At 70.5% G+C, this 18115-nt stretch carries 12 protein-coding genes; 4 read left to right on the top strand and 8 right to left on the bottom strand.

What is annotated here, in order from left to right; translation table 11 throughout:
• Window positions 1-11: 11 nt before the first annotated feature.
• Complete coding sequence (locus ACWPKK_RS29450; RefSeq protein ID WP_452011662.1) at window positions 12-2330, bottom strand: type I secretion system permease/ATPase; 2319 nt, start codon at window positions 2328-2330, stop codon at window positions 12-14.
• A gap of 262 nt (window positions 2331-2592) precedes the next feature.
• Between ACWPKK_RS29450 and ACWPKK_RS29455 the strand changes: the two genes are divergently transcribed.
• The gene (locus ACWPKK_RS29455) at window positions 2593-3534 is read left to right on the top strand and encodes a hypothetical protein (RefSeq protein WP_452011664.1); all 942 of its coding nucleotides are present in this window, start codon (window positions 2593-2595) and stop codon (window positions 3532-3534) included.
• A gap of 85 nt (window positions 3535-3619) precedes the next feature.
• Here the strand turns inward: ACWPKK_RS29455 and ACWPKK_RS29460 are convergent, their stop codons facing one another.
• From ACWPKK_RS29460 to pseB, 7 genes are all read right to left on the bottom strand, one after another.
• The gene (locus ACWPKK_RS29460) at window positions 3620-7381 is read right to left on the bottom strand and encodes a DUF4347 domain-containing protein (protein ID WP_452011667.1); all 3762 of its coding nucleotides are present in this window, start codon (window positions 7379-7381) and stop codon (window positions 3620-3622) included.
• A 465-nt stretch (window positions 7382-7846) separates the two neighbouring features.
• Window positions 7847-8443, bottom strand: a complete 597-nt coding sequence (locus ACWPKK_RS29465; RefSeq protein WP_452012122.1) for an IMPACT family protein — start codon at window positions 8441-8443, stop codon at window positions 7847-7849.
• A gap of 22 nt (window positions 8444-8465) precedes the next feature.
• Window positions 8466-10940: a calcium-binding protein gene (locus ACWPKK_RS29470; RefSeq protein ID WP_452011670.1), complete on the bottom strand. Its 2475-nt coding sequence runs from the start codon at window positions 10938-10940 to the stop codon at window positions 8466-8468.
• Between the two features lie 78 nt (window positions 10941-11018).
• A complete protein-coding gene (locus tag ACWPKK_RS29475) occupies window positions 11019-11315 on the bottom strand; it encodes a hypothetical protein (protein ID WP_044553747.1) in 297 nt (98 codons plus the stop codon).
• A gap of 102 nt (window positions 11316-11417) precedes the next feature.
• Complete coding sequence (locus ACWPKK_RS29480) at window positions 11418-12914, bottom strand: flippase (protein WP_452011674.1); 1497 nt, start codon at window positions 12912-12914, stop codon at window positions 11418-11420.
• A 253-nt stretch (window positions 12915-13167) separates the two neighbouring features.
• Window positions 13168-14451, bottom strand: a complete 1284-nt coding sequence (locus tag ACWPKK_RS29485) for an aminotransferase class I/II-fold pyridoxal phosphate-dependent enzyme (protein ID WP_452011676.1) — start codon at window positions 14449-14451, stop codon at window positions 13168-13170.
• Window positions 14451-15443, bottom strand: coding sequence for a UDP-N-acetylglucosamine 4,6-dehydratase (inverting) (pseB, locus tag ACWPKK_RS29490; RefSeq protein ID WP_452012125.1), 993 nt, complete (start codon window positions 15441-15443; stop codon window positions 14451-14453). Before pseB ends, ACWPKK_RS29485 begins: the two co-directional genes overlap by 1 nt.
• A 498-nt stretch (window positions 15444-15941) precedes the next feature.
• On the opposite strand from pseB, the gene tnpA reads away from it, so the two are divergent.
• The 3 genes from tnpA to ACWPKK_RS29505 are packed head-to-tail and all read left to right on the top strand — an operon-like array spanning window position 15942 to window position 18096.
• Complete coding sequence (gene tnpA / locus ACWPKK_RS29495) at window positions 15942-16340, top strand: IS200/IS605 family transposase (protein WP_452011679.1); 399 nt, start codon at window positions 15942-15944, stop codon at window positions 16338-16340.
• Window positions 16341-16343: 3 nt separating this feature from the next.
• Window positions 16344-17486, top strand: coding sequence for an RNA-guided endonuclease InsQ/TnpB family protein (locus tag ACWPKK_RS29500; RefSeq protein WP_452011681.1), 1143 nt, complete (start codon window positions 16344-16346; stop codon window positions 17484-17486).
• Window positions 17476-18096 (top strand): glycosyltransferase family 9 protein, encoded by a 621-nt coding sequence (locus ACWPKK_RS29505; RefSeq protein ID WP_452011683.1) that lies wholly within the window; start codon window positions 17476-17478, stop codon window positions 18094-18096. Before ACWPKK_RS29500 ends, ACWPKK_RS29505 begins: the two co-directional genes overlap by 11 nt.
• Window positions 18097-18115: the final 19 nt, after the last annotated feature.

Below are 18115 nucleotides of genomic sequence, written 5' to 3' on the forward strand. Positions count from 1 at the left end.
GCTCATCCCCCTCAGCCCGCGGCCCGTTGTTCGATCAGCCCGTCCGCTGGCGGCGGGTTCCCCCCCGGCAGCTGCCCCATTTGCCCGCGGAACAGCGTCGCGTAACGGCCGCCGCGGCGCAGAAGCTCGTCGGGCGCGCCGTCCTCGACGATGCGGCCGCGCTCCACCGTGACGATGCGGTCGGCGATGGCGACGGTGGACAGGCGGTGGGCGATGATCAGCACGGTGCGGCCGGCGCAGATGCGGCGCATGTTGGCCTGGATGATCCGCTCGGACTCATGGTCGAGGGCCGAGGTCGCCTCGTCGAAGATCAGGATGCGCGGGTTGGTGACCAGCGCGCGGGCGATGGCGATGCGCTGCCGCTGCCCGCCCGACAGGCTGGCGCCGCGCTCCCCCACCACGGTGTCGTAGCCGTCGGGCAGCTCGACGACGAAGTCGTGGGCGCCGGCCAGCTTCGCCGCGGCGACGACGCGGCCCATCTCCATCGTCGGGTCGGTCAGCGCGATGTTCTCGCGGATGGTGCCTGAGAACAGGACATTGTCCTGCAGCACCACGCCGATCTGCCGGCGCAGCCACACCGCGTCGGCGGTCGAGAGATCCGTGCCGTCCACCATCACCCGCCCGCGCTCCGGCACATGGAAGCGCTGGAGCAGCTTGGCCAGCGTGCTCTTGCCCGAGCCCGACGTGCCGACGATGCCGACCACCTGCCCCGCCGGGATGTGCAGCGACACGTCGCTCAGCGTCTCCGGCCCGTCATGGCGGTAGCGGAAGGTGACGTGGTCGAAGGTCAGGTCGCCCTTGATCGCCGGCATGGCGGCGCGGCCGGGGCTCTGCAGCGGTTCGGGCGCGGTGTTCAGGATGTCGCCGATGCGGTGCATCGACAGCCGCACCTGCTGGAAATCCTGCCACAGCTGGGCGATGCGCAGCACCGGCTGGACGACGCGGCCGGCGAACATGTTGAAGGCCACCAGCTCGCCCACCGTCAGGCTGCCCTCGATCACCAGCTTCGCCCCCAGCCACAGCACCAGCATGGTCGAGATCTTGGAGACGAACTGCACCGACTGACTGGCGATGTTGTTCAGGTTGCCGGCGCGGAAACCGGCGCGGACATAGCCGGACAGCTGGTCCTCCCAGCGGCGCTGCATGCGCGGCTCCACCGCCATGGCCTTGACCGTCTCGATGCTCGACACCGTCTCGACCAGGAAGCTGTGGTTCTCGGCGCCGCGGGCGAACTTCTCGTCCAGCCGGCGGCGCAGGATCGGCGTCGCCACCAGGCTGATCAGGACGTAGATGGGGAAGGAGGCCGCGACGATCGCCGTCAGCATCGGGCTGTACAGCAGCATCACGCCGAGGAAGACCACGGTGAACAGCAGGTCCAGCACCAGCGTGATGGTGGAGCTGGTCATGAAGTTGCGGATCGTCTCCAGCTCGCGCACGCGGGCGACGCTGTCGCCGACCCGGCGCGCCGCGAAATAGCCCATGGGGAGCGACAGCAGCCGCTGGTACAGCTTGGCCCCCAACTCCACGTCCAGCCGGTTGGCGGTGTGGGCGAAGGTGTAGGTGCGCAGGCCCCCCAACACCGCCTCGAACAGGATGACGGCCAGCATGCCGACCATCAGCACGTCCAGCGTGCCCAGGCTGCGGTGCACCACCACCTTGTCGACCACCACCTGGAAGAACAGCGGCGTCACCAGCGCGAACAGCTGGATGAAGAAGGAGGCGAGCAGCACCTCGCCCAGGATGCCGCGGTATTTCCAGGCGACCGCCCCGAACCAGCGGGCGTCGAAGCGCGGCTGGCCCATGCCCATCGTGCCCTTGCGCCCCAGGCAGAGCAGCCGGCCGGTCCACAGCGGCTCGAACCCGTCGCGGTCGAGGATGCGGGTCTGGTTGGTCGCGGCGTCATGCACCAGCACGCGGTCGTTGCCGGCCTTGGCCAGCACCAGGAAGCCGCCGTCGGGGCCGGGGACCAGGGCGGGCAGCGGCGTGCGGTCCAGCCGCTCCCATTTGGTCTTCACCACGCGGGCCTTGGCGCCCAGCCGGTGGGCCTGGCGGACCAGACCGGTCAGGTCGGGGGATTCGCCGCCGCAGGCATGGCGCACGCCGTCGTAATCGGCCGGGATGCCCAGCATGCGCAGCGCCGACACCAGCCCGGCGATGCCGGGATCGAGAGGCGGGCCGGGCCTTGGACCAGGATTGGGGCCGGGGTTGGAGCCGGAGTTGGGGTTGGGGCCGGGTTGGGAACCCTCGGCCTGAGGCTGCCCTTTGGAGGAGAGGGGGGAGGAGGGGTCCCGCGCCGGATCGGCCGGCGATCCGTCTCGCATCTGTTCCATGAAGGCTTCCCGGTTCCGAAACTCTAAGGGGTGGCGCCGAACGGCTGCGGCCAACCCAAGGTGTGCATCGCGCCGACGGGCGGCCACCCGAACGATGGGGTACCCCGCATCGTTGGTGGTCAAAGGGGTTGATAGCCGAAAAAGCACCCCCCTCCGGCCGGCGGCTTTTCCTGGACCGGACGGCGCGCTTGGGAGTAGGCATGCGGGGAACGCCGGGCCGACGTGACCGGTGCCGTTTCCCCTTCGCCGGACGCACCCCGCCTTGTCGCCGATCTCCCAGCTGCTGCGCCTTCTGCTTCTGCTGCTGACGCCCATGTGGCTGTCGCTGGCGGTGGAAGGGCTCGGCCTGCACGGGTCGCTGATGTCCGGCCTGCGCCGCACCCCGCAGATCGACAGCGCCCTGGCGCCGCCGACCGGCTGGCGGGAGCGGGGCTATCTGGCCGCCAATCCCGACGTCGTCGCCGCCATCCGCAGCGGGCAGGCCTCCAGCGGCTACGCCCATTATGTCCAGCATGGTCGCGCCGAGGGGCGCACCGGCGGCTTCGTCGAACTGGGCAAGGAACCGGCCAAGGCGGTCCCCCCTGCGCAGGCCGCCACCCGGCCGCCCGCCCAACTGGCCGCCCAACCGGCCGCCGCCCAGCCCGCGGTTTCACAGCCTGTCGCCTCCCCGGCTCCGCCAGTTCCAGTTCCCGCAGCTCCGGTTCCGGCGGTGAAGCCCGACCCCCGGGGCGACGCAGCCCCCGCCCAGCCGGTCAGCTTCCAGCCCGCAGCCCGCCCCGGAACCCAGCGCCCCGAAGCTCAACGCCCCGAGGGCCAGCGTCATGTGGAGCGGATCCGCACCGCCAATGGCGGGGACGGGCTGCGCATCGTGCTCGACCTCGACCAGGACCCGCGTTACGAGACGCCGGTGCGGCGCCCCGACGGCCGGCTGGAGGTGAGGCTGCCCGGCACGCTGTGGCAGGCCGCCCCGTCCGGCCGCCTGCCGGCGACGGCGCTCGGCTACCGGGCAGAGCGGGACGGCGGCGGCACCCGCCTGCTGTTCAGCGACGAGGATGGCGAGGACGACGCCAAGGGCGCGCCGGTGCGCCTGCTCGCCGTCTCCACCTTGGCCCCGGACAAGGACCGCGGCCACCGGCTGGTGATCGACGTGGCGCTGCCGTCCATGGCGAAGGCCGAGCGCGCCAGGACCGCCGGCGGCCGCTGACGGACCGGACCAACGGAAAGCGGCGCCGGGGAAGCCCCGGCGCCGCCATCTTTGCGCAAGACCCTATCCAGAACCTCCGCGCCGCTCAGGCGGGAAGCTCCGTCCGCTCCCGGCCGGACAGCCCGCCGTCGCCCGCCGCCAGCGTGCCGAGCGCCGTGCCGGAGAAGGACGGGTCGTGGAAGCCGCTGCCGATCCCCAGCGCCTCCGATCCGGTCATCCCCGCCGCCAGCATGGTGACGGCGATGGGCGCCGTCGCCATGGCTGCGGGCATGGCCGCCGTCTCGGTCGAGGTGCTGCGCTTGATGTAGGCAAGCTCGATCGCGGCGTCGCTGGTGCCGAACTCCGCGGCGATCTCGGGATTGCTCGCCAGATAGGCGGCGGGGTCGAAGGCGGTCAGTGACCGGCCCTCGGCGTAGCCGACCTGGATGTAATGGATTTCGGCCGCCTGGACGTCGGGACCGAAGGCCTGGATCAGGTCCGGGTTGCTGGCGATGTAGCGCAGCGCGTCGAAGCCCTGGGCCGGCCGCCCCTCCGACAGGCCGTTCTGGATGTAGTGCCGGGCCGCGGCATCGGGATCGGCACCGAAGGCGAGCGCCACGTCGCGGTTGGCCGCCAGATAATTGTAGCCGTCGAAGGTGACGCTCCGACCCTCGGCGTAGCCGTTCTGGATGTAGTGCCGGGTGCCTGCGTCGGCGTTGGTCCCGAAGGCGGCGATCAGGTCCCGGTGGGAAGCGATGTAGGCCAGGCCGTTGAAGTTCGGCTGCCGCCCCTCCGCCCGGCCGAGCTCGATGTAGTGCCGGGCCGCGGCATCGGCGTCGGTGCCGAAGGCTGCGATCAGTTCGGGGAAGGAGGCGGTGTAGGCCAGCGGGTCGAAGGTGACCGTCCGCCCTTCCGCCTGTCCGCTTTGCAGGTAATGCCGGGTGCCGGCCTCGGCGTTGGCGCCGAAGGCGGCGATCAGGTCGGGGTGGGAGGCGATGTAGGCGAGCGCGTTGAAGCCGGCCGGCAGCCCCCCTGCGGACGGCGCCTGGGGAGTGGAGGCGGGGTCGGCCGACGGCGCCACCTGCAGGGCCACGCGCTGGGCGACGGCGCCGCCATGGCCGTCCTCGACCCGGTAGGCGAAGGCCCCCGCGTCGCCCGACATGCCGTCGGCGGCCAGGAAGGTCAGCGCCGGCAGGTCGGCCGCCGACAGGGTCTGGTTCACCGCCACGGCGCTGCCGTCGGCCAGCCGCACGGTGCCGCCGGCGGGAAGCCCGGTCACCGTCACCGTCAACGCGTCGCCGTCGGGATCGGTGGGCGCCGCGATGCCGAGCGACACCGCCGTCCGATCCTGGACGGTCATCGTCTTGTCGGCCTGGACCACCGGGGCGGTGTTGACCGCCGGCTCCACCACCGGATCGGGCACGGGATCGGGAGTGGGGACGGGCGGCGGCGGAGGGGGCGGGGGCGGGGGAGGCGGAGGAGGCGGGGGCGGGGGCGGCGAGACGACCGGAGCGGCCTCCACCGTCAGCGCCACGCTCTGGGTGTCGATGCCGCCATGGCCATCGTCGACCCGGTAGGTGAAGGCCCCGGCATCGCCGACCGTGCCGGACGCCGCGGTGAAGGTGAGGGCCGACAACTGGGCGAGCGTCAGGCTCTGATCGGCGGTCACAACGGTGCCGTCGGCAAGCGTCAGGGTGCCGCCGGTCGGCAGCCCGGTGACGGTGACCGTCAGGGCGTCGCCGTCGGCGTCGGTCGGGGCGGCGATGCCGAGAGCGACGGTGCCGCCGGCCTGGGCGGTCAGCGTCCTGTCCTCCTCCGCCACCGGGGCGCGGTTGGCCTGAACGATGGTGACGCTGCCGCCGCTGCCGGCCCGGAACTGGCTGGCGTCGAAGCTTCCGGTCAGGGTCACGGCCAGACCGCTGCCGAGGCGCAGCACGGTGGAGCCGGCGGCCGTCTCCACCTGCATGCCGGCGAGGTCGGCGCCCTCCATCACCAGACGGTCGCCGATGGCGGCGTCGGTAACGGTGACGGCACCTGTGGTCCCGGCGGCGATGCGGATGATGTCGCCGCCGCCGTTGCCGGTGACGGTCGTCCCGGCCCCGACCGTCAGGTCGTCGTCCCCGGCGGTGCCGGTCAGGGCGACCTGCGCGAAGCCGGTGGCCGTCGACAGATCCACGGCTGCCCCATTGCCGGACGCCGCCACCGCGAGCGCGTTGCCGTTGCCTGTCAGCGCCAGCCCGGCCAGCTGCGAAGCCGCGAGCGTCAGGGTGGCGCCGCTGCCGGTGACGTCGATGGCCTCGATGCCCGACAGGGCCACCGCCGACAGGTCGGCGCTGCCGGCGATGCGCAGGGTGTCGGACGCCGCACTGCCGGCGATGGCCTCGAAGCCGGCCGCCTGCGCGCCCGTCAGCGTCACGTCATGCGCCCTGCCGCCGGTCAGCTCCAGCCGCTCCACCCCGGCCAGCGTCATCCCCGTCAGGTCGATCGTGGGGGAGGCGACGGCGGTGTAATATTCCAGGTCGTAGCCGTTGAAGCTGCTCAGGTCGTCGGAGCGGACCTCCAGCGTGTCGGTGCCGGTGCCGCCGTCGAAGCTGACGGTGCCGGCGTCATACTGGCTGACGACGATGTAGCGGTCGTTGCCGGCCTCGCCAAAGATCGTGTCGGCCTGGGTCTGGGCATAGCTGCCGGCGGAGACGATGCCGGCCAGGATGGTGTCGTCGCCGTCGCCGCCATGGATGGTGTCGCGTTCCCAGTCGCCCTTCAGCAGGTCGTTGCCGGCATCGCCATGGATCAGGTCGGCACCGCCGCCGCCGGCCACCGTGTCGTCGCCGAGTTCCCCATGCAGCTCGTCATTGTCGGCGCGGCCGTAGAGCTGGTCGTTGCCGCCGCCGCCGAAGACGCTGTCGTTGCCGTCGCCGGCCTCCAGCGTGTCGTTGCCGGCCCCGCCATGCTCGACGTCGTTGCCGCCATGGCCCCAGAACCACACAGCCGTATCGCCCGCCGTCATGCTGTCGGCATACTCGGAGCCGATCCAGCGCTGGATGTTCTCGAAGCTGTCGCCGGCCGCCTCGCCGGTGTTGTTGGCGCCGTCGATCAGGTCCAGCGTGATGCCGGCGGTGGCGTCCTCGTAGGTGACGATGTTGAAGCCGCTGCCGCCGACATAATGGTCGGCGCCCAGCCCGCCATTCATGGTGTCGCCGGCCGCGACGCCCGTGTTGCCGCCGCCGGCCAGCGTGTCGTCGCCGGCCCCGCCGACCAGGCTGTCGTCGCCGCTGCCGCTGGCGATGCTGTCGTTGCCGGCCCCGCCGTCGATGATGTTGCCGGTGTCGTCGCCGACCAGCGTGTCGTCGCCGTCCGACGGGGTGCCGCTGTAGGCCAAATGATGGACCCAGTCGCCGGTGCCGGAGAAGGGCAGGGCGGCGGCAACCGGCCCGGTGGTCACGTCGAGGTCCCAGGAAGCGCCCAGCGACGGATGACCGACCGGATGGCTGGCGGCGGCGACCCGTGCGCCGGTCGCCCGGGCGAGCGCCGCGGCGAAGCGGCCGCCGTCGGCCCCGACGTCGCAGGCATGGATCAGGATCTCCGTGTCCGGCGCCTGCGGCCAGGAACGCCTGTCCGCCTCTGCAGCCTCTTCCCCGGTCCCCTCCAGCGCCGCGACATCGAGCGGACGGGCGCCCAGGCGGACCGCGCCCGGCTCGCCATGGGCCAGCAGATGGATGGCCGCGGGCCGCCCGGCAAGCGCATCGGCCAGGGCCTTCCCGCCATCCTCATCGGCCGCCACCCGGACGACCCGAACGTTCGGCCGGCAACGGTCGAGCAGCCGGTCCAGATCCGCGAGGCCGGCGTCCGCAATCAGTACGTCGCGCACAGATGGTCCTCCTTGACGGCGGCAGGGCGGCATGACCGGGACGGGGGCATTTCCCGCCGGCTGCCGGACACGCAACCGCGCTCCGGTGATGATTTGTTGGGCCAATCGGCCGTATTCACCCAAATATGAGGAGGAAACCGCCGCCCACAACTCGATAAGTCGGGGTATCACCGGCTAGAACGGGCGATCCTTCCAAGTAAAGCGGAAGAAGCATGGAGAAATTTCACCCGGTGATTTCGGCGGAACTCCGCATTCACCGGCGATTGCTCAAAATTGCCGCTCTACGGGGAACCGCCATTTTTAGCGCACGAAAAAGGGGTGGTTTTCTCGTCAGCCTTCTCCGTCGGCCGGCAGGCCCGGCGGCACCGCGACAAGCTTCCAAACCACAAATCCATAATTTTTCATCATGATTTCATGCCATGAAAAACACATAATGAGCCTTATGGAAAACGGTCACGCTTCCGCTTATCCGCGATCTCCGACAGGTCCGATCACCGCCTGCCCGCGGGAGAGGTCGGTGACCATGCGGGTGAAATCCTCCGCACGGTCGCGGGGCAGCGTGACGCGAAGCTGGACGCCGTCGGCGGTGAAGCCCGTGGTTTCGACCTGGGTGCCGGGAAAGGGACCGAGGCTGGAGCGGATCCGTGCCTCCTCGGCAAAGGCGCAGGCGACGGACAGGATGGCGTAGTCGACGATCGGCTCGCGCTCCGCCGCCTTCAGGCAGCTGGCCGCCGTGCCGCCATAGGCGCGCACCAGCCCGCCCGCGCCCAGCAGGATGCCGCCGAACCAGCGGCTGACCACCACCGCCACGCGGTCAAGGCCCTGCCCTTCGATCGCCTGCAGGATCGGCCGCCCCGCAGTCCCGCCGGGCTCGCCGTCGTCGCTGAAGCGGTAGATGTCGCCGATCCGGAACGCCCAGCAATTGTGGCCGGCATCCGGGCTGCTGCCGGCGGCGATGACGCGGCGCGCCTCCTCCTCGCTGCCGGCCGGGGCGGCGTGGGCCAGGAAGCGGCTTTTCTTGATCTCCTGCTCGAACCGTTCGGTCCTGACGAGGGTGAACATCATGAGGGTGGCCGCCGCGCGCCTACAGAACGAAGTCGAAGGCGGAGAAGGTGTAGTTGGCGATGTTGACCTGGATGCGGAAGTCGGCCGCGCGATCGCCGTTCACGTCGCCCTCGATCAGCGTCACCGTTCCGGACGTCTGATAGCGCAGCTGGCCGGCCGCGGTGAAGCCGGCGGTGCCGACGAAGGTGAAGGCATCGTTGGCGGTGGTGCCGGTGATGGCGTCGATTTCCGAAAGGTCGATGCGGTCGCCTTCGGCCCCGACGGTGGCGTAGCTCGCCAGCCCCTGCAGGGCCTGCTGCGCCACGACGGCACCGTTGAAGGTGATGATGGCGTCGGGGGCGGCCAGGGTGGATTCGTTCAGGTTGCGGATGGAGAAGACATCCGCCCCCGCTCCGCCGTCCATCAGGTCGGCGCCATAGCCGCCGACCAGCGTGTCGCTGCCGGCGCCGCCCAGCAGGACGTCCTCGTAGACGGTGGTGGTGTCGGCGGCGTTGACCGAGATCTCGTGGCTGCGGTCGGAATAGACGTCGCCGAACAGCACGTCGTCGCCGCCGCCGCCGCGCAGCACGTCGCCGCCCAGCCCGCCATAGAGCGTGTCGTTGCCGACGCCGCCGTCCAGCCAGTCGTTGCCCGCCCCGGCGTCGAGCCAGTCGTTGCCGTCCTCGCCCAGCAGGGTGTCGTTGCCGACGACGTCGATGACGTCGCCGCGCAGCAGATCGTCCCCCGCTCCGCCGAACATCAGGTCGTTGCCCGCCCCGCCCTCCAGCTGGTCGGCGCCGTCGCCGCCCAGCAGAACGTCGTTGCCGGCATTGCCGAACAGCGTGTCGTTGCCGAGGAGCCCGGCAATGGTGTCATTCCCCGCCCCGCCGCCGATGGCGTCCCCCATGATCCCGCCCACCAGATAATCGGCGCCGGTGGAGGCGGAGGTCGAGACGGTCAGGCCCGTCAGCGACGGCTGGGAGAAGCCGACCAGAGATCCCACCGGATAAACCCCGTCGGTGGCCTGCAGCAGCTCGATGCCGGTCAGCGTGTCGGTGCCGTCGGGACCGCCGACCACGAGATTGCCGTTGGCATCGATGGCCAGAGAGTAGGAGGCGAGCGCGCCGGTCAGCACGAAGCTGTCGATCCCGGCCAGCCCGTCCACCGCGTCGGTGATCGGGTTGCCCAGCGCGTCATAGGCGGCGCTGCCGCTCAGCGTGTCGTTGCCGGCCGTCCCGGTCACCACGACCGGCACCCCCTGCGGCGTCCCAAGAGATGTCCCAAGAGATGTCCCTTGGGGCGTCTCCTGCGGCGTCCCCTGCGGCTCCAGGAGTGCGGCGGCGGCCGGCATGGCCGATCTCATGGAAGCGGCCCTCATGGAGGCCGCCGCCGGGGACCGGCCGGGGGTCACCCGCAATGGCCGCCCCTCGCCGAGGCCGAAGGCGAGGTAATGGAGCTTGGCCGCAGCGGCGTTGCCGCCGGTGGCCGCCGCCACGTCCGTGTTGGCCGCCAGATAGGCCGCCGCGTCGAAGGTCACGCTGCGCCCCTCGCCCCGGCCGTGGCGGGCATAGTGGAGCACCGCCGCCGCCGGATCGATGCCGACGGCGGCCAGCACGTCGGGGTGGGAGGCGAGATAGCCGTAGGGATCGAAACCCGCCGTCCGCCCTTCGCGGGCGCCATAGGCCAGGTAATGCTGAACGGCGGCCCCGGCATCGACGCCGACGGCGGCCAGCACGTCGGGATTGGCGCCCAGATAGCCCAGCGCGTCGAATCCGCCCAGGCTGCGCCCCTCGTTCCGGCCGTTCCAGGAATAATGGGCGGCGGCGGCCACCACATTGTCGCCGAAGACGGCGGCGAGGTCGCGGTTGGCCGCGAGGTAACTCCGCGCGTCGAAGGCGAGCGCCGCCGGGGCGGCGGTGCGGCCGTCGATGCTGACCAGCTCGACGTCGGTCAGCGTATCGGCGTTCCGGCTCGACACCACGGCATGGCGCCGGCCGCTGCCGTCGAGCGCCACCACCACCGGCGTCTCCGCGCGGTAGGCGCCGCCTTGCAGGGCATAGCGGCGCGGGTCGGCGGTGTAGATGGCACGGTCGATGCCGCCGCCGCCGTCGAAGCTGCGCCCGCCCGGCACGCCGAGATGGACGCTGTCGTTGCCGTCCGCCCCGACGAAGCCGTCGATCTGCTGGAAGATGCGGGCGCCGAGCCGGTCGAGCGTCCCGCCGGTCAGCGCGACGTCCAGCCCCTCGATCCGGTAGCGCAAGAGCCCGGCCGCATCGCGGTCGCTCAACCCGGTGAAGCGGACGGCCGCCGCGGCCCCGCTGCCGGAGGCGGCATAGTCCAGAAGGGTGGCGTGCGCCCGGCCGGCGACCGTGCGGGCGACGGTCAGGCTGCCGGCACCGGCGGCGATGGAGGAGGCGTCCGGCACGGTGGTGAAGGCGTCGGCGACGAAGCCGTTCGCCAGCCGGGCCTCATCCAGATCGAGGGCGAAGCCCTGCCCCGCCACCAGCCGCGCCATGCCCGCTCCCTAAACTCCCGCCGCAAGACGGCACTGCCCGCCGGACAATCGTCCAGACCGGCCGTCCAGACTGCCCGGTCAGATGACCTGGAGATAGGCCGGGTCGAGCGCGCCGTGGCGGAACGGGATCCAGTCCTTGTGGTCGGCGCGGTACTGCAGGCCGTAGGGGTTCTTGAAGAAGATCTTCTGCAGCGGCTGGCCGCCTTCGGCGCGGGTGCGCTCCAGGTCGATCAGCGGCGAAGAGGCGAACACCTTCTCCCACAGCTCGGTGTTGTCCACCTCGCGGCCGGCGTTCTTCACATAGTCGCGCGCGGTGTCGCTGAGCTGCCAAGCCTCTTCGACCATCGCGTAATAGTCCACAGTACCCTCGGCCATGGCCTTCGAACTCCAACCAGCGTTGCACAGAGTTTCCGCTCACATAGCGCATTTCCGGCGGCAAAGGAACCACCCGCGCAACCGTGTCTTGACGAGGTGACGTTACATCCGGTCGGCCGCGGTTCCGTCGATCAGCCGGGCGGCGCGGGACTTGCGCAGCGGGGCGGACAGCTTCTCCCAGGACCGCGTGCGCAGCAGCCGGCCGGCGACGCCCAGGCCGACGGCCAGCAGGCCGGTCAGGCTGATCGCCGCCCCCACCGGCCCGCCAACCAGCAGCCCGGCCGTTCCCGCCGCTCCGGCCAGCAGCGCGCGCAGGCCGATGGTCAGCGCCACCGCCCCCGTGCCCGGCGCCACGCGCGGCAGCAGGACCAGCAGAAGCCCGCAATCGACCGCCGTGCGCAGGCTCCAGGCCGCGGCGGCGCCGACGGCGCCATAGCGCTCGGCCAGCAGCCACAGCACGCCGAGATAGACCGGCAACTCGGCCAGCTGCAGCCGGGCGGTCACATCGACGCGCCCGACGCTCTGGATCAGGGTGTTGGGCACATAGGCGGTGGCGTTGAAGAAGACGCCCAGCATCAGGATCGATAGGACCGACGCGCTGTTGGCGGCGAAGGCCGGACCCAGCCACAGCCCCAGCGCCGTCTCGCCGCCGACGATGGTGGCGGCCTGCATCGCCAGAAACACCGCCAGCGTCAGGTGGCCTCCGGCGTCCAGGATGCGGCCCAGCGCCGGCGGATCGCGCCGGAACAGGCTGGAGGCCAGCGGGAACAGCGCCAGCGACAGGGCGCCGGGGATCACCATCAGCCGCGACAGCAGCTCGAACGGGGTGGTGTAGAAGGCGACCATCGCCGCCGGCACCAGGCTGAGCAGGATGAAGCGGTCGGCATAGAGCATCGCCGGGCCGACCAGGTTGTTCAGCATCATCCAGGCGCTCATGGTGAACAGCCCGCGCAAGCTCGGCCGGCCCCAGCGGATGGGGCGCAGCAGGTCCGGCATCTGGCGCACGGCCAGCACGCCATAGCCGACCAGCCCGATGAAGCGCCCCGCCGCGATGGCGGCGATCACCGGCACCAGGCTCTGGCTGAAGGGCAGCACGCAGAGCGGGCTCAGGTAGTTCAGCACCCCCACCGTCATCCGCACCAGGCTGATCGGGCGGAAGCGCTGGTGGGCCTCCAGCACGCCGCGCAGGCCGGCGGAGACCAGTGCGATCGGCACGATGGCCGCGGCGATCAGCAGGCTCAGCCGGATCTCGTCCGGCGAGGTGCCGGTATCCAGCTGGAACCGGTCGGCCAGCAGCCCGGCGCCCAGCGCCACCGCCCCGCCGGTCAAGAGGCCGATGGCCCCCATCAGGGCGATGGCCGGCCCGGCGATGCCCGCCGTGCCGCCGCGGCCCTGGTCATCTCCGGGTTTGTTTTCCGGACCTCCCTCATGGCCCGCATGTCCGATCCGGTCGGCGACCACCTGCACCAGCGACCGTCCCAGCCCGAGGTCGAGCACCCCCAGATAGCCGAGCAGCGCCCAGATCAGGGTCAGCGCGCCGAAACGCTCCATCCCGACGGCGGAGATGAGCAACGGAATCGACAGGAGGGCCGCCAACATGGGGAGCCCCTCGCCAAGCAGATTCCAGAGCGTGTTGCGAAGCAAATTCGGAGGTCCGTACGCGAAGCACTGTGGAGCGGCGTTCGGGATGACCCGACCCCGGCCATGCGGCTCTACAGCCGTTGGACCTAGGCCTATGCCGTCCTGACGACGCCATTGTTATCCGTCCATCCTGTCCAAAACGCTAACGGAATCGCTTGGACGAAACGGTCTGGACACTGATCTTCCGTCAGGATGGCCGGCTGGACATCCGTCAGGACAGGACCCGTTCCAGCGCCGCGGCGACCCTGTCGACATCGCCGTCGGCCATGGCCGGGAACAGCGGCAGCGACAGCGTATGGGCATAATGGGTCATGGCGCCGGGCAGGGCGAGGTCGCCGTAACGGCGGCGCCAGTAGGGTTGGCGATGGACCGGGATATAGTGCACCTGGGTGCCGATGCCCAGGCCGCGCAGGGCCGTCATCACGGCCGAGCGGGTCCGCCCCGCAGCATCGAAAGCAGCATCGAAGCCGATGCGCGCCGCGCACAGGTGCCAGGCCGGCCGGCACCAGGGCACCAGGGCCGGCGGCCGCACCAGCGGGGCCAGCGGCGCCAGCCGCTCCGCATAGAGCGCCATCAGCCGCGCCCGCCGTTCGACGAAGCGGTCGAGCCGGCCGAGCTGGCTCAGCACCAATGCTGCATGGATGTCGGAGAGGCGGTGGTTGAAGCCGGGCTCCGCCATCTCGTAGTACCAGGGGTTGGGCTTTCCCTCCGCATCCAGCGCGGCGTCGGGGTCGGCGAAGCCCTCCCCCGGTTCGGGCACGCGCATCATGCCGTGGTTGCACAGGCGCCGCACCCGCGCCATCAGCGCCGGATCGCCGCCGGTGACCGCCCCGCCTTCCCCGGCCGCGATGGTCTTGACCGGATGGAAGGAGAAGACGGTCAGCGACCCCGCCTCCACCTCCGCACGCCCGGCGCCGACCGGCGTCTCGCCATCCGGGGACAGATCCACCGTGCCGATGGCGTGGCAGGCATCCTCGACCAGCGCCAGCCCCTCCGCCTGCGCGAGTGCCGCCAGCCCGGCCGCCCCGGCCATTTGGGCGGTCTGCCCGGCATAATGGACGGGGGCGAGGGCGCGGACGCGCCAGCCGGCTTTGCGGGCGCGGGCGATGGCGGCCTCGGCCTCGGCCACGCCCATCAGGCCGTTGTCGGGATCGACGTCGGCGAAGGCGACCTCGGCCCCGGCGTGGCGGGCGGCCGACGCCGTGGCGAGGAAGGTGTTGGACGGCACCACCACCGCGTCGCCCGGCCCGATGCCGAGCGCGGCATAGGCCAGCCGCAGCGCCGCGGTGCCGTTGGCGCAGGCCACCGCATCGGCCGCCCCCACCCGCGTGGCGAGCGCCCGCTCGAAGGCGGCGACCGCCGGCCCCTGGGTCAACCAGTCGCCGCGCAGGACCGCCGCCACCGCGGCGATGTCCTCCTCCTCCACCGACTGGCGGCCGTAGGGGAGGAAGGGCAGATCCGCCGATAGGGCATCCGCCGCTAGAGGATCCGCCATCAGGGCGCTTCCGCGAGCAGGTCGCGCAGCCGCTCGCCGTCCAGCCAGTCGTCGTTGCCGTCGCTGGCATAGCGGAAGCCGTCGGCCACCGGACGGGCGTTCAGCCGCTCGTACGGCGCATGCTGCCAGAAGGCGAAGGCCGGCTCGATCACGTAGCGGTCGGCCAGTTCGTAGGTCTGGCGGGAATCATCCTCGGTGATCATCACCTCGTGCAGCTTCTCGCCCGGCCGGATGCCGACGATCTTCTGCGGCAGGTCCGGCGCCATGGCGCGGGCGAGGTCGGCGATGCGCATGCTCGGGATCTTCGGCACGAAGATCTCACCGCCCTGCATCATGGCGAAGCAGGACAGCACGAAATCGACGCCGTGCTGCAGCGTGATCCAGAAGCGGGTCATGCGCTCGTCGGTGACCGGCAGATGGTCGGCGCCGTCGGCGATCATCTTGCGGAACAGCGGGACGACGCTGCCGCGCGAGCCCACCACGTTGCCGTAGCGCACCACCGCGAAGCGGGTGTCGAGCGCGCCTGACAGGTTGTTGGCGGCGATGAAGATCTTGTCCGATGCCAGCTTGCTGGCGCCATAGAGGTTGATCGGGTTGGCCGCCTTGTCGGTCGACAGCGCGACGACGCGCCGCACCCCCATCGACAGCGCCGCCCGCACCACGTTCTCCGCCCCGTAGACGTTGGTGTGGATGCATTCCATCGGGTTGTATTCGGCGGCCGGCACATGCTTCAGCGCCGCGGCATGGACGCAGAAATCGACGCCGCGCATCGCCAGTTCCAGCCGCTCGCGGTCGCGCACGTCGCCGATGAAATAGCGCAGCGTCGGTGCCCATTCCGCCGGCATGCGCTGCTGCATCTCGTACTGCTTGAACTCGTCGCGGGAGAAGATGATCACCCGGCGCGGCGTGGCGTGGCGCATCACCGTCTCGACGAAGCGGCGCCCGAAGGAGCCGGTCCCCCCGGTGATCAGGACCGACCGGCCGTCCAGCATGCGCAGGCCGGCCTCCAAGCCGGTCCCGGACAGGGCGGACTCCTCCGATCCATCCGCCGGAGTCCCTGGCATGGCCCCGCCCGCTTTGCTGGAGTGTGTCGTCACCGCCGGTTCCGTCCATTGAAGCCGCATCGTTCGAAACCGCCGGGCCGGACCCCGCCGGCCGGATGCTCCGGGGCGGGCGCCGCATCGGGATCGAAATGAACCCCGACCGTAACCGGTGCTTTCTGACGATCGGGTTAATTCAGGATGACCGCCCTTGCAAGGCCTGTCGGCAGGCGGCGCGGGCGGATGGACACGCCCCAAAGGCGATACTGTTTGACGGATGTCGCGTCTTGTGGGTGCCGGACCCGCTTCTCTATGGTTTCTAGCCGCCCTTCTCCCCCACTCCACCGGCCATCATGATTTCGCGGCGGGGAATGCCGGCTTAAGCCGGCAGCGGAAGCCGCGCCTCCTTTGCTGTTGCGTTAGTTTTCTGGCAGAAGCATAATCTCTCGCATGACGACGCGCTATGCTAAGAACGCCGGGGCGGTATTTTCGCTGAAATACCACATCATATGGTGCCCGAAATATCGGCGCCCCGTACTGACGCCACCGATTGACGACCGGCTTAGGGAAGTTCTTGGCGAAGTGGCGTCCGAGTACGATATGACGTTCCACGCGCTGGAAGTTATGCCCGATCATGTTCACGTCTTCGTTGAGGCTGATCCAACACTTGGTGTTGCCGAAATCGTCAACCGCCTGAAGGGAAAGTCCAGCCGGGTTCTTCGTGACGAGTTCCCAGCGCTGCGGTCCAGGCTTCCAACGCTCTGGTCCCGCAGCTATTTTGCCGCAACGGTCGGCAGCGTCTCGGAAGAGACGATCCGCCGCTACATCGAAAACCAGAAGGGCAAGTGACCGATGCCGGTCCTGAGCTACAAGTATCGCCTCTACCCGACCACGGCGCAGGTTGCCGGGTTCGAGGCGATGCTTGGCGCCTTCTGCGACCTGTACAACGCTGCCCTTCAGCAGCGGATCGAGGCGTACCGCCGGGCCGGGAAGGCCCTGCGGTACGTCGATCAGGCCGGCGAATTGAAGGATGTCCGGGCGGCTGACGAGCGGCTGGCCGGCTACAGCTTCAGCGCCGAGCAACAGGTGCTCCGCCGGCTGGACAAGGCGTTCGTGGCGTTCTTCGGTCGCGTGAGGAAGGGCAAGGCCGGGTTCCCGCGCTTCCGCGCCAAGAGCATGTTCGACAGCGCCGAGTTCCGGGTTGGCGACGGGCTGACGATCCGCAAGAGCAAGCGCCTCAGTGTCGTTGGCATCCCCGGCGAGGTGAAGGTGAAGTGGCACCGCGATCTTCCGGCCTTCGCCAAGGTTGGAGCCGCCGTGCTGTCGCGCGCCGCCGGAAAGTGGTTCGTGTGCTTTCAGATCACGATGCCCGACGAAGAGGTTCAGCCGCGCGACGGCGCGTCGGTCGGCCTCGATCTGGGCCTGTCGTCGCTCATCGCCACCTCGGACGGGGAAACGGTCGCTGCTCCGCAATGGACAAAGGGTGCGGCCAAGAGACAGCGTCGTCTTCAGCGTGCGCTTGCCCGCGCCAAGCGGGGCAGCAAGCGCAGGCTCAAGGCGAAGCGCAGGCTGGCGCGTCACAGCGCGGCTACGGCCAACCGGCGCAGGGACTTCCTGCACAAGCTGTCCCGCTCGCTCGTAGACCGCTACGCCGTCATTGCCTTGGAGGACTTGGGCGTTGACTGTCTGACCCGGTCGATGCTCGCCAAGGCCGTTCACAACGCCGCATGGGGCCAACTTCGATCCTTCCTCGACTACAAAGCTGCGAACGCTGGTGTTCGGGTGGAAGCTGTCGATCCGCGCGGAACCTCTCAGACCTGCCCGGAGTGCGGGGCCGTCGTCGCCAAGACGCTCGCCGACCGCACGCACCGCTGCGACTGCGGATGCGTGATGGATCGGGACGTTGCGGCAGCGAAGGTCATCCTGCAGAGGGCAGGACATGGAACAGGGCCGGGACACGGCCTTCGGACGCCAAGTCAGCGGGATGCCGCATAGCTGGTCCGAGAAGCCGTCGCCCTTCAGGCGACGGAGTTGTCACGTCCACAGCTCGATCATCGGCCTGCCGCACCGCTTCGGCACCACCGCCGCCACGGTGCCGCCGCCGGCCCGCCTGACCGTCCCGGAGGAGGCGCGCGCCAAGGCCGCCCGGCTGCTGGGGGCTCGCGACGGCCGGCTCAGGGTCGGCATCGTCTGGTCCGGCAACCAGGGCTTCAGCGACAACCACATCCGCGCCGCCGGGCTGGAGCGCTTCCTGCCGCTGCTGTCGGTTCCCGGCACCGCCTTCTACAGCCTGCAGAAGGGGCCGCCGGAGGCCGAGCTGCAGGCCCTGCCCGATCCGCCCATCACGGCACTGGGGCCGGAGATGCAGGACTTCGCCGACACCGCGGCGGCCCTGGAGGAGTTGGATCTGGTCATCATGACCGACAGCTCGGTCGCCCACCTCGCCGGCTCGCTGGGGGTTCCGGTGTGGAACCTGGTGCAGCATGTCCCCTACTGGGTCTACGGCCGCACCGGCCCCGCCACCCCCTGGTACCCGTCGATGCGCCTCTACCGCCAGGGTCCGGACGGAGGATTGGACGCCGGTGTTCGAGGCGGTGCGGAGTGACCTGGAGAGGTTGGCGGCG

The organism is Azospirillum largimobile (assembly GCF_977007025.2).

What these genes read in the sequence shown, in the direction of transcription:
- ACWPKK_RS29450 (WP_452011662.1), bottom strand. Translation starts at nt 2,330, where the DNA reads ATGGAACAGATGCGAGACGGATCGCCGGCCGATCCGGCGCGGGACCCC.
- ACWPKK_RS29465 (WP_452012122.1), bottom strand. Translation starts at nt 8,443, where the DNA reads ATGTTCACCCTCGTCAGGACCGAACGGTTCGAGCAGGAGATCAAGAAA.
- ACWPKK_RS29470 (WP_452011670.1), bottom strand. Translation starts at nt 10,940, where the DNA reads ATGGCGCGGCTGGTGGCGGGGCAGGGCTTCGCCCTCGATCTGGATGAG.
- ACWPKK_RS29475 (WP_044553747.1), bottom strand. Translation starts at nt 11,315, where the DNA reads ATGGCCGAGGGTACTGTGGACTATTACGCGATGGTCGAAGAGGCTTGG.
- ACWPKK_RS29480 (WP_452011674.1), bottom strand. Translation starts at nt 12,914, where the DNA reads ATGTTGGCGGCCCTCCTGTCGATTCCGTTGCTCATCTCCGCCGTCGGG.
- ACWPKK_RS29485 (WP_452011676.1), bottom strand. Translation starts at nt 14,451, where the DNA reads ATGGCGGATCCTCTAGCGGCGGATGCCCTATCGGCGGATCTGCCCTTC.
- pseB (WP_452012125.1), bottom strand. Translation starts at nt 15,443, where the DNA reads ATGCTGGACGGCCGGTCGGTCCTGATCACCGGGGGGACCGGCTCCTTC.
- tnpA (WP_452011679.1), top strand. Translation starts at nt 15,942, where the DNA reads ATGACGACGCGCTATGCTAAGAACGCCGGGGCGGTATTTTCGCTGAAA.
- ACWPKK_RS29500 (WP_452011681.1), top strand. Translation starts at nt 16,344, where the DNA reads ATGCCGGTCCTGAGCTACAAGTATCGCCTCTACCCGACCACGGCGCAG.
- ACWPKK_RS29505 (WP_452011683.1), top strand. Translation starts at nt 17,476, where the DNA reads ATGCCGCATAGCTGGTCCGAGAAGCCGTCGCCCTTCAGGCGACGGAGT.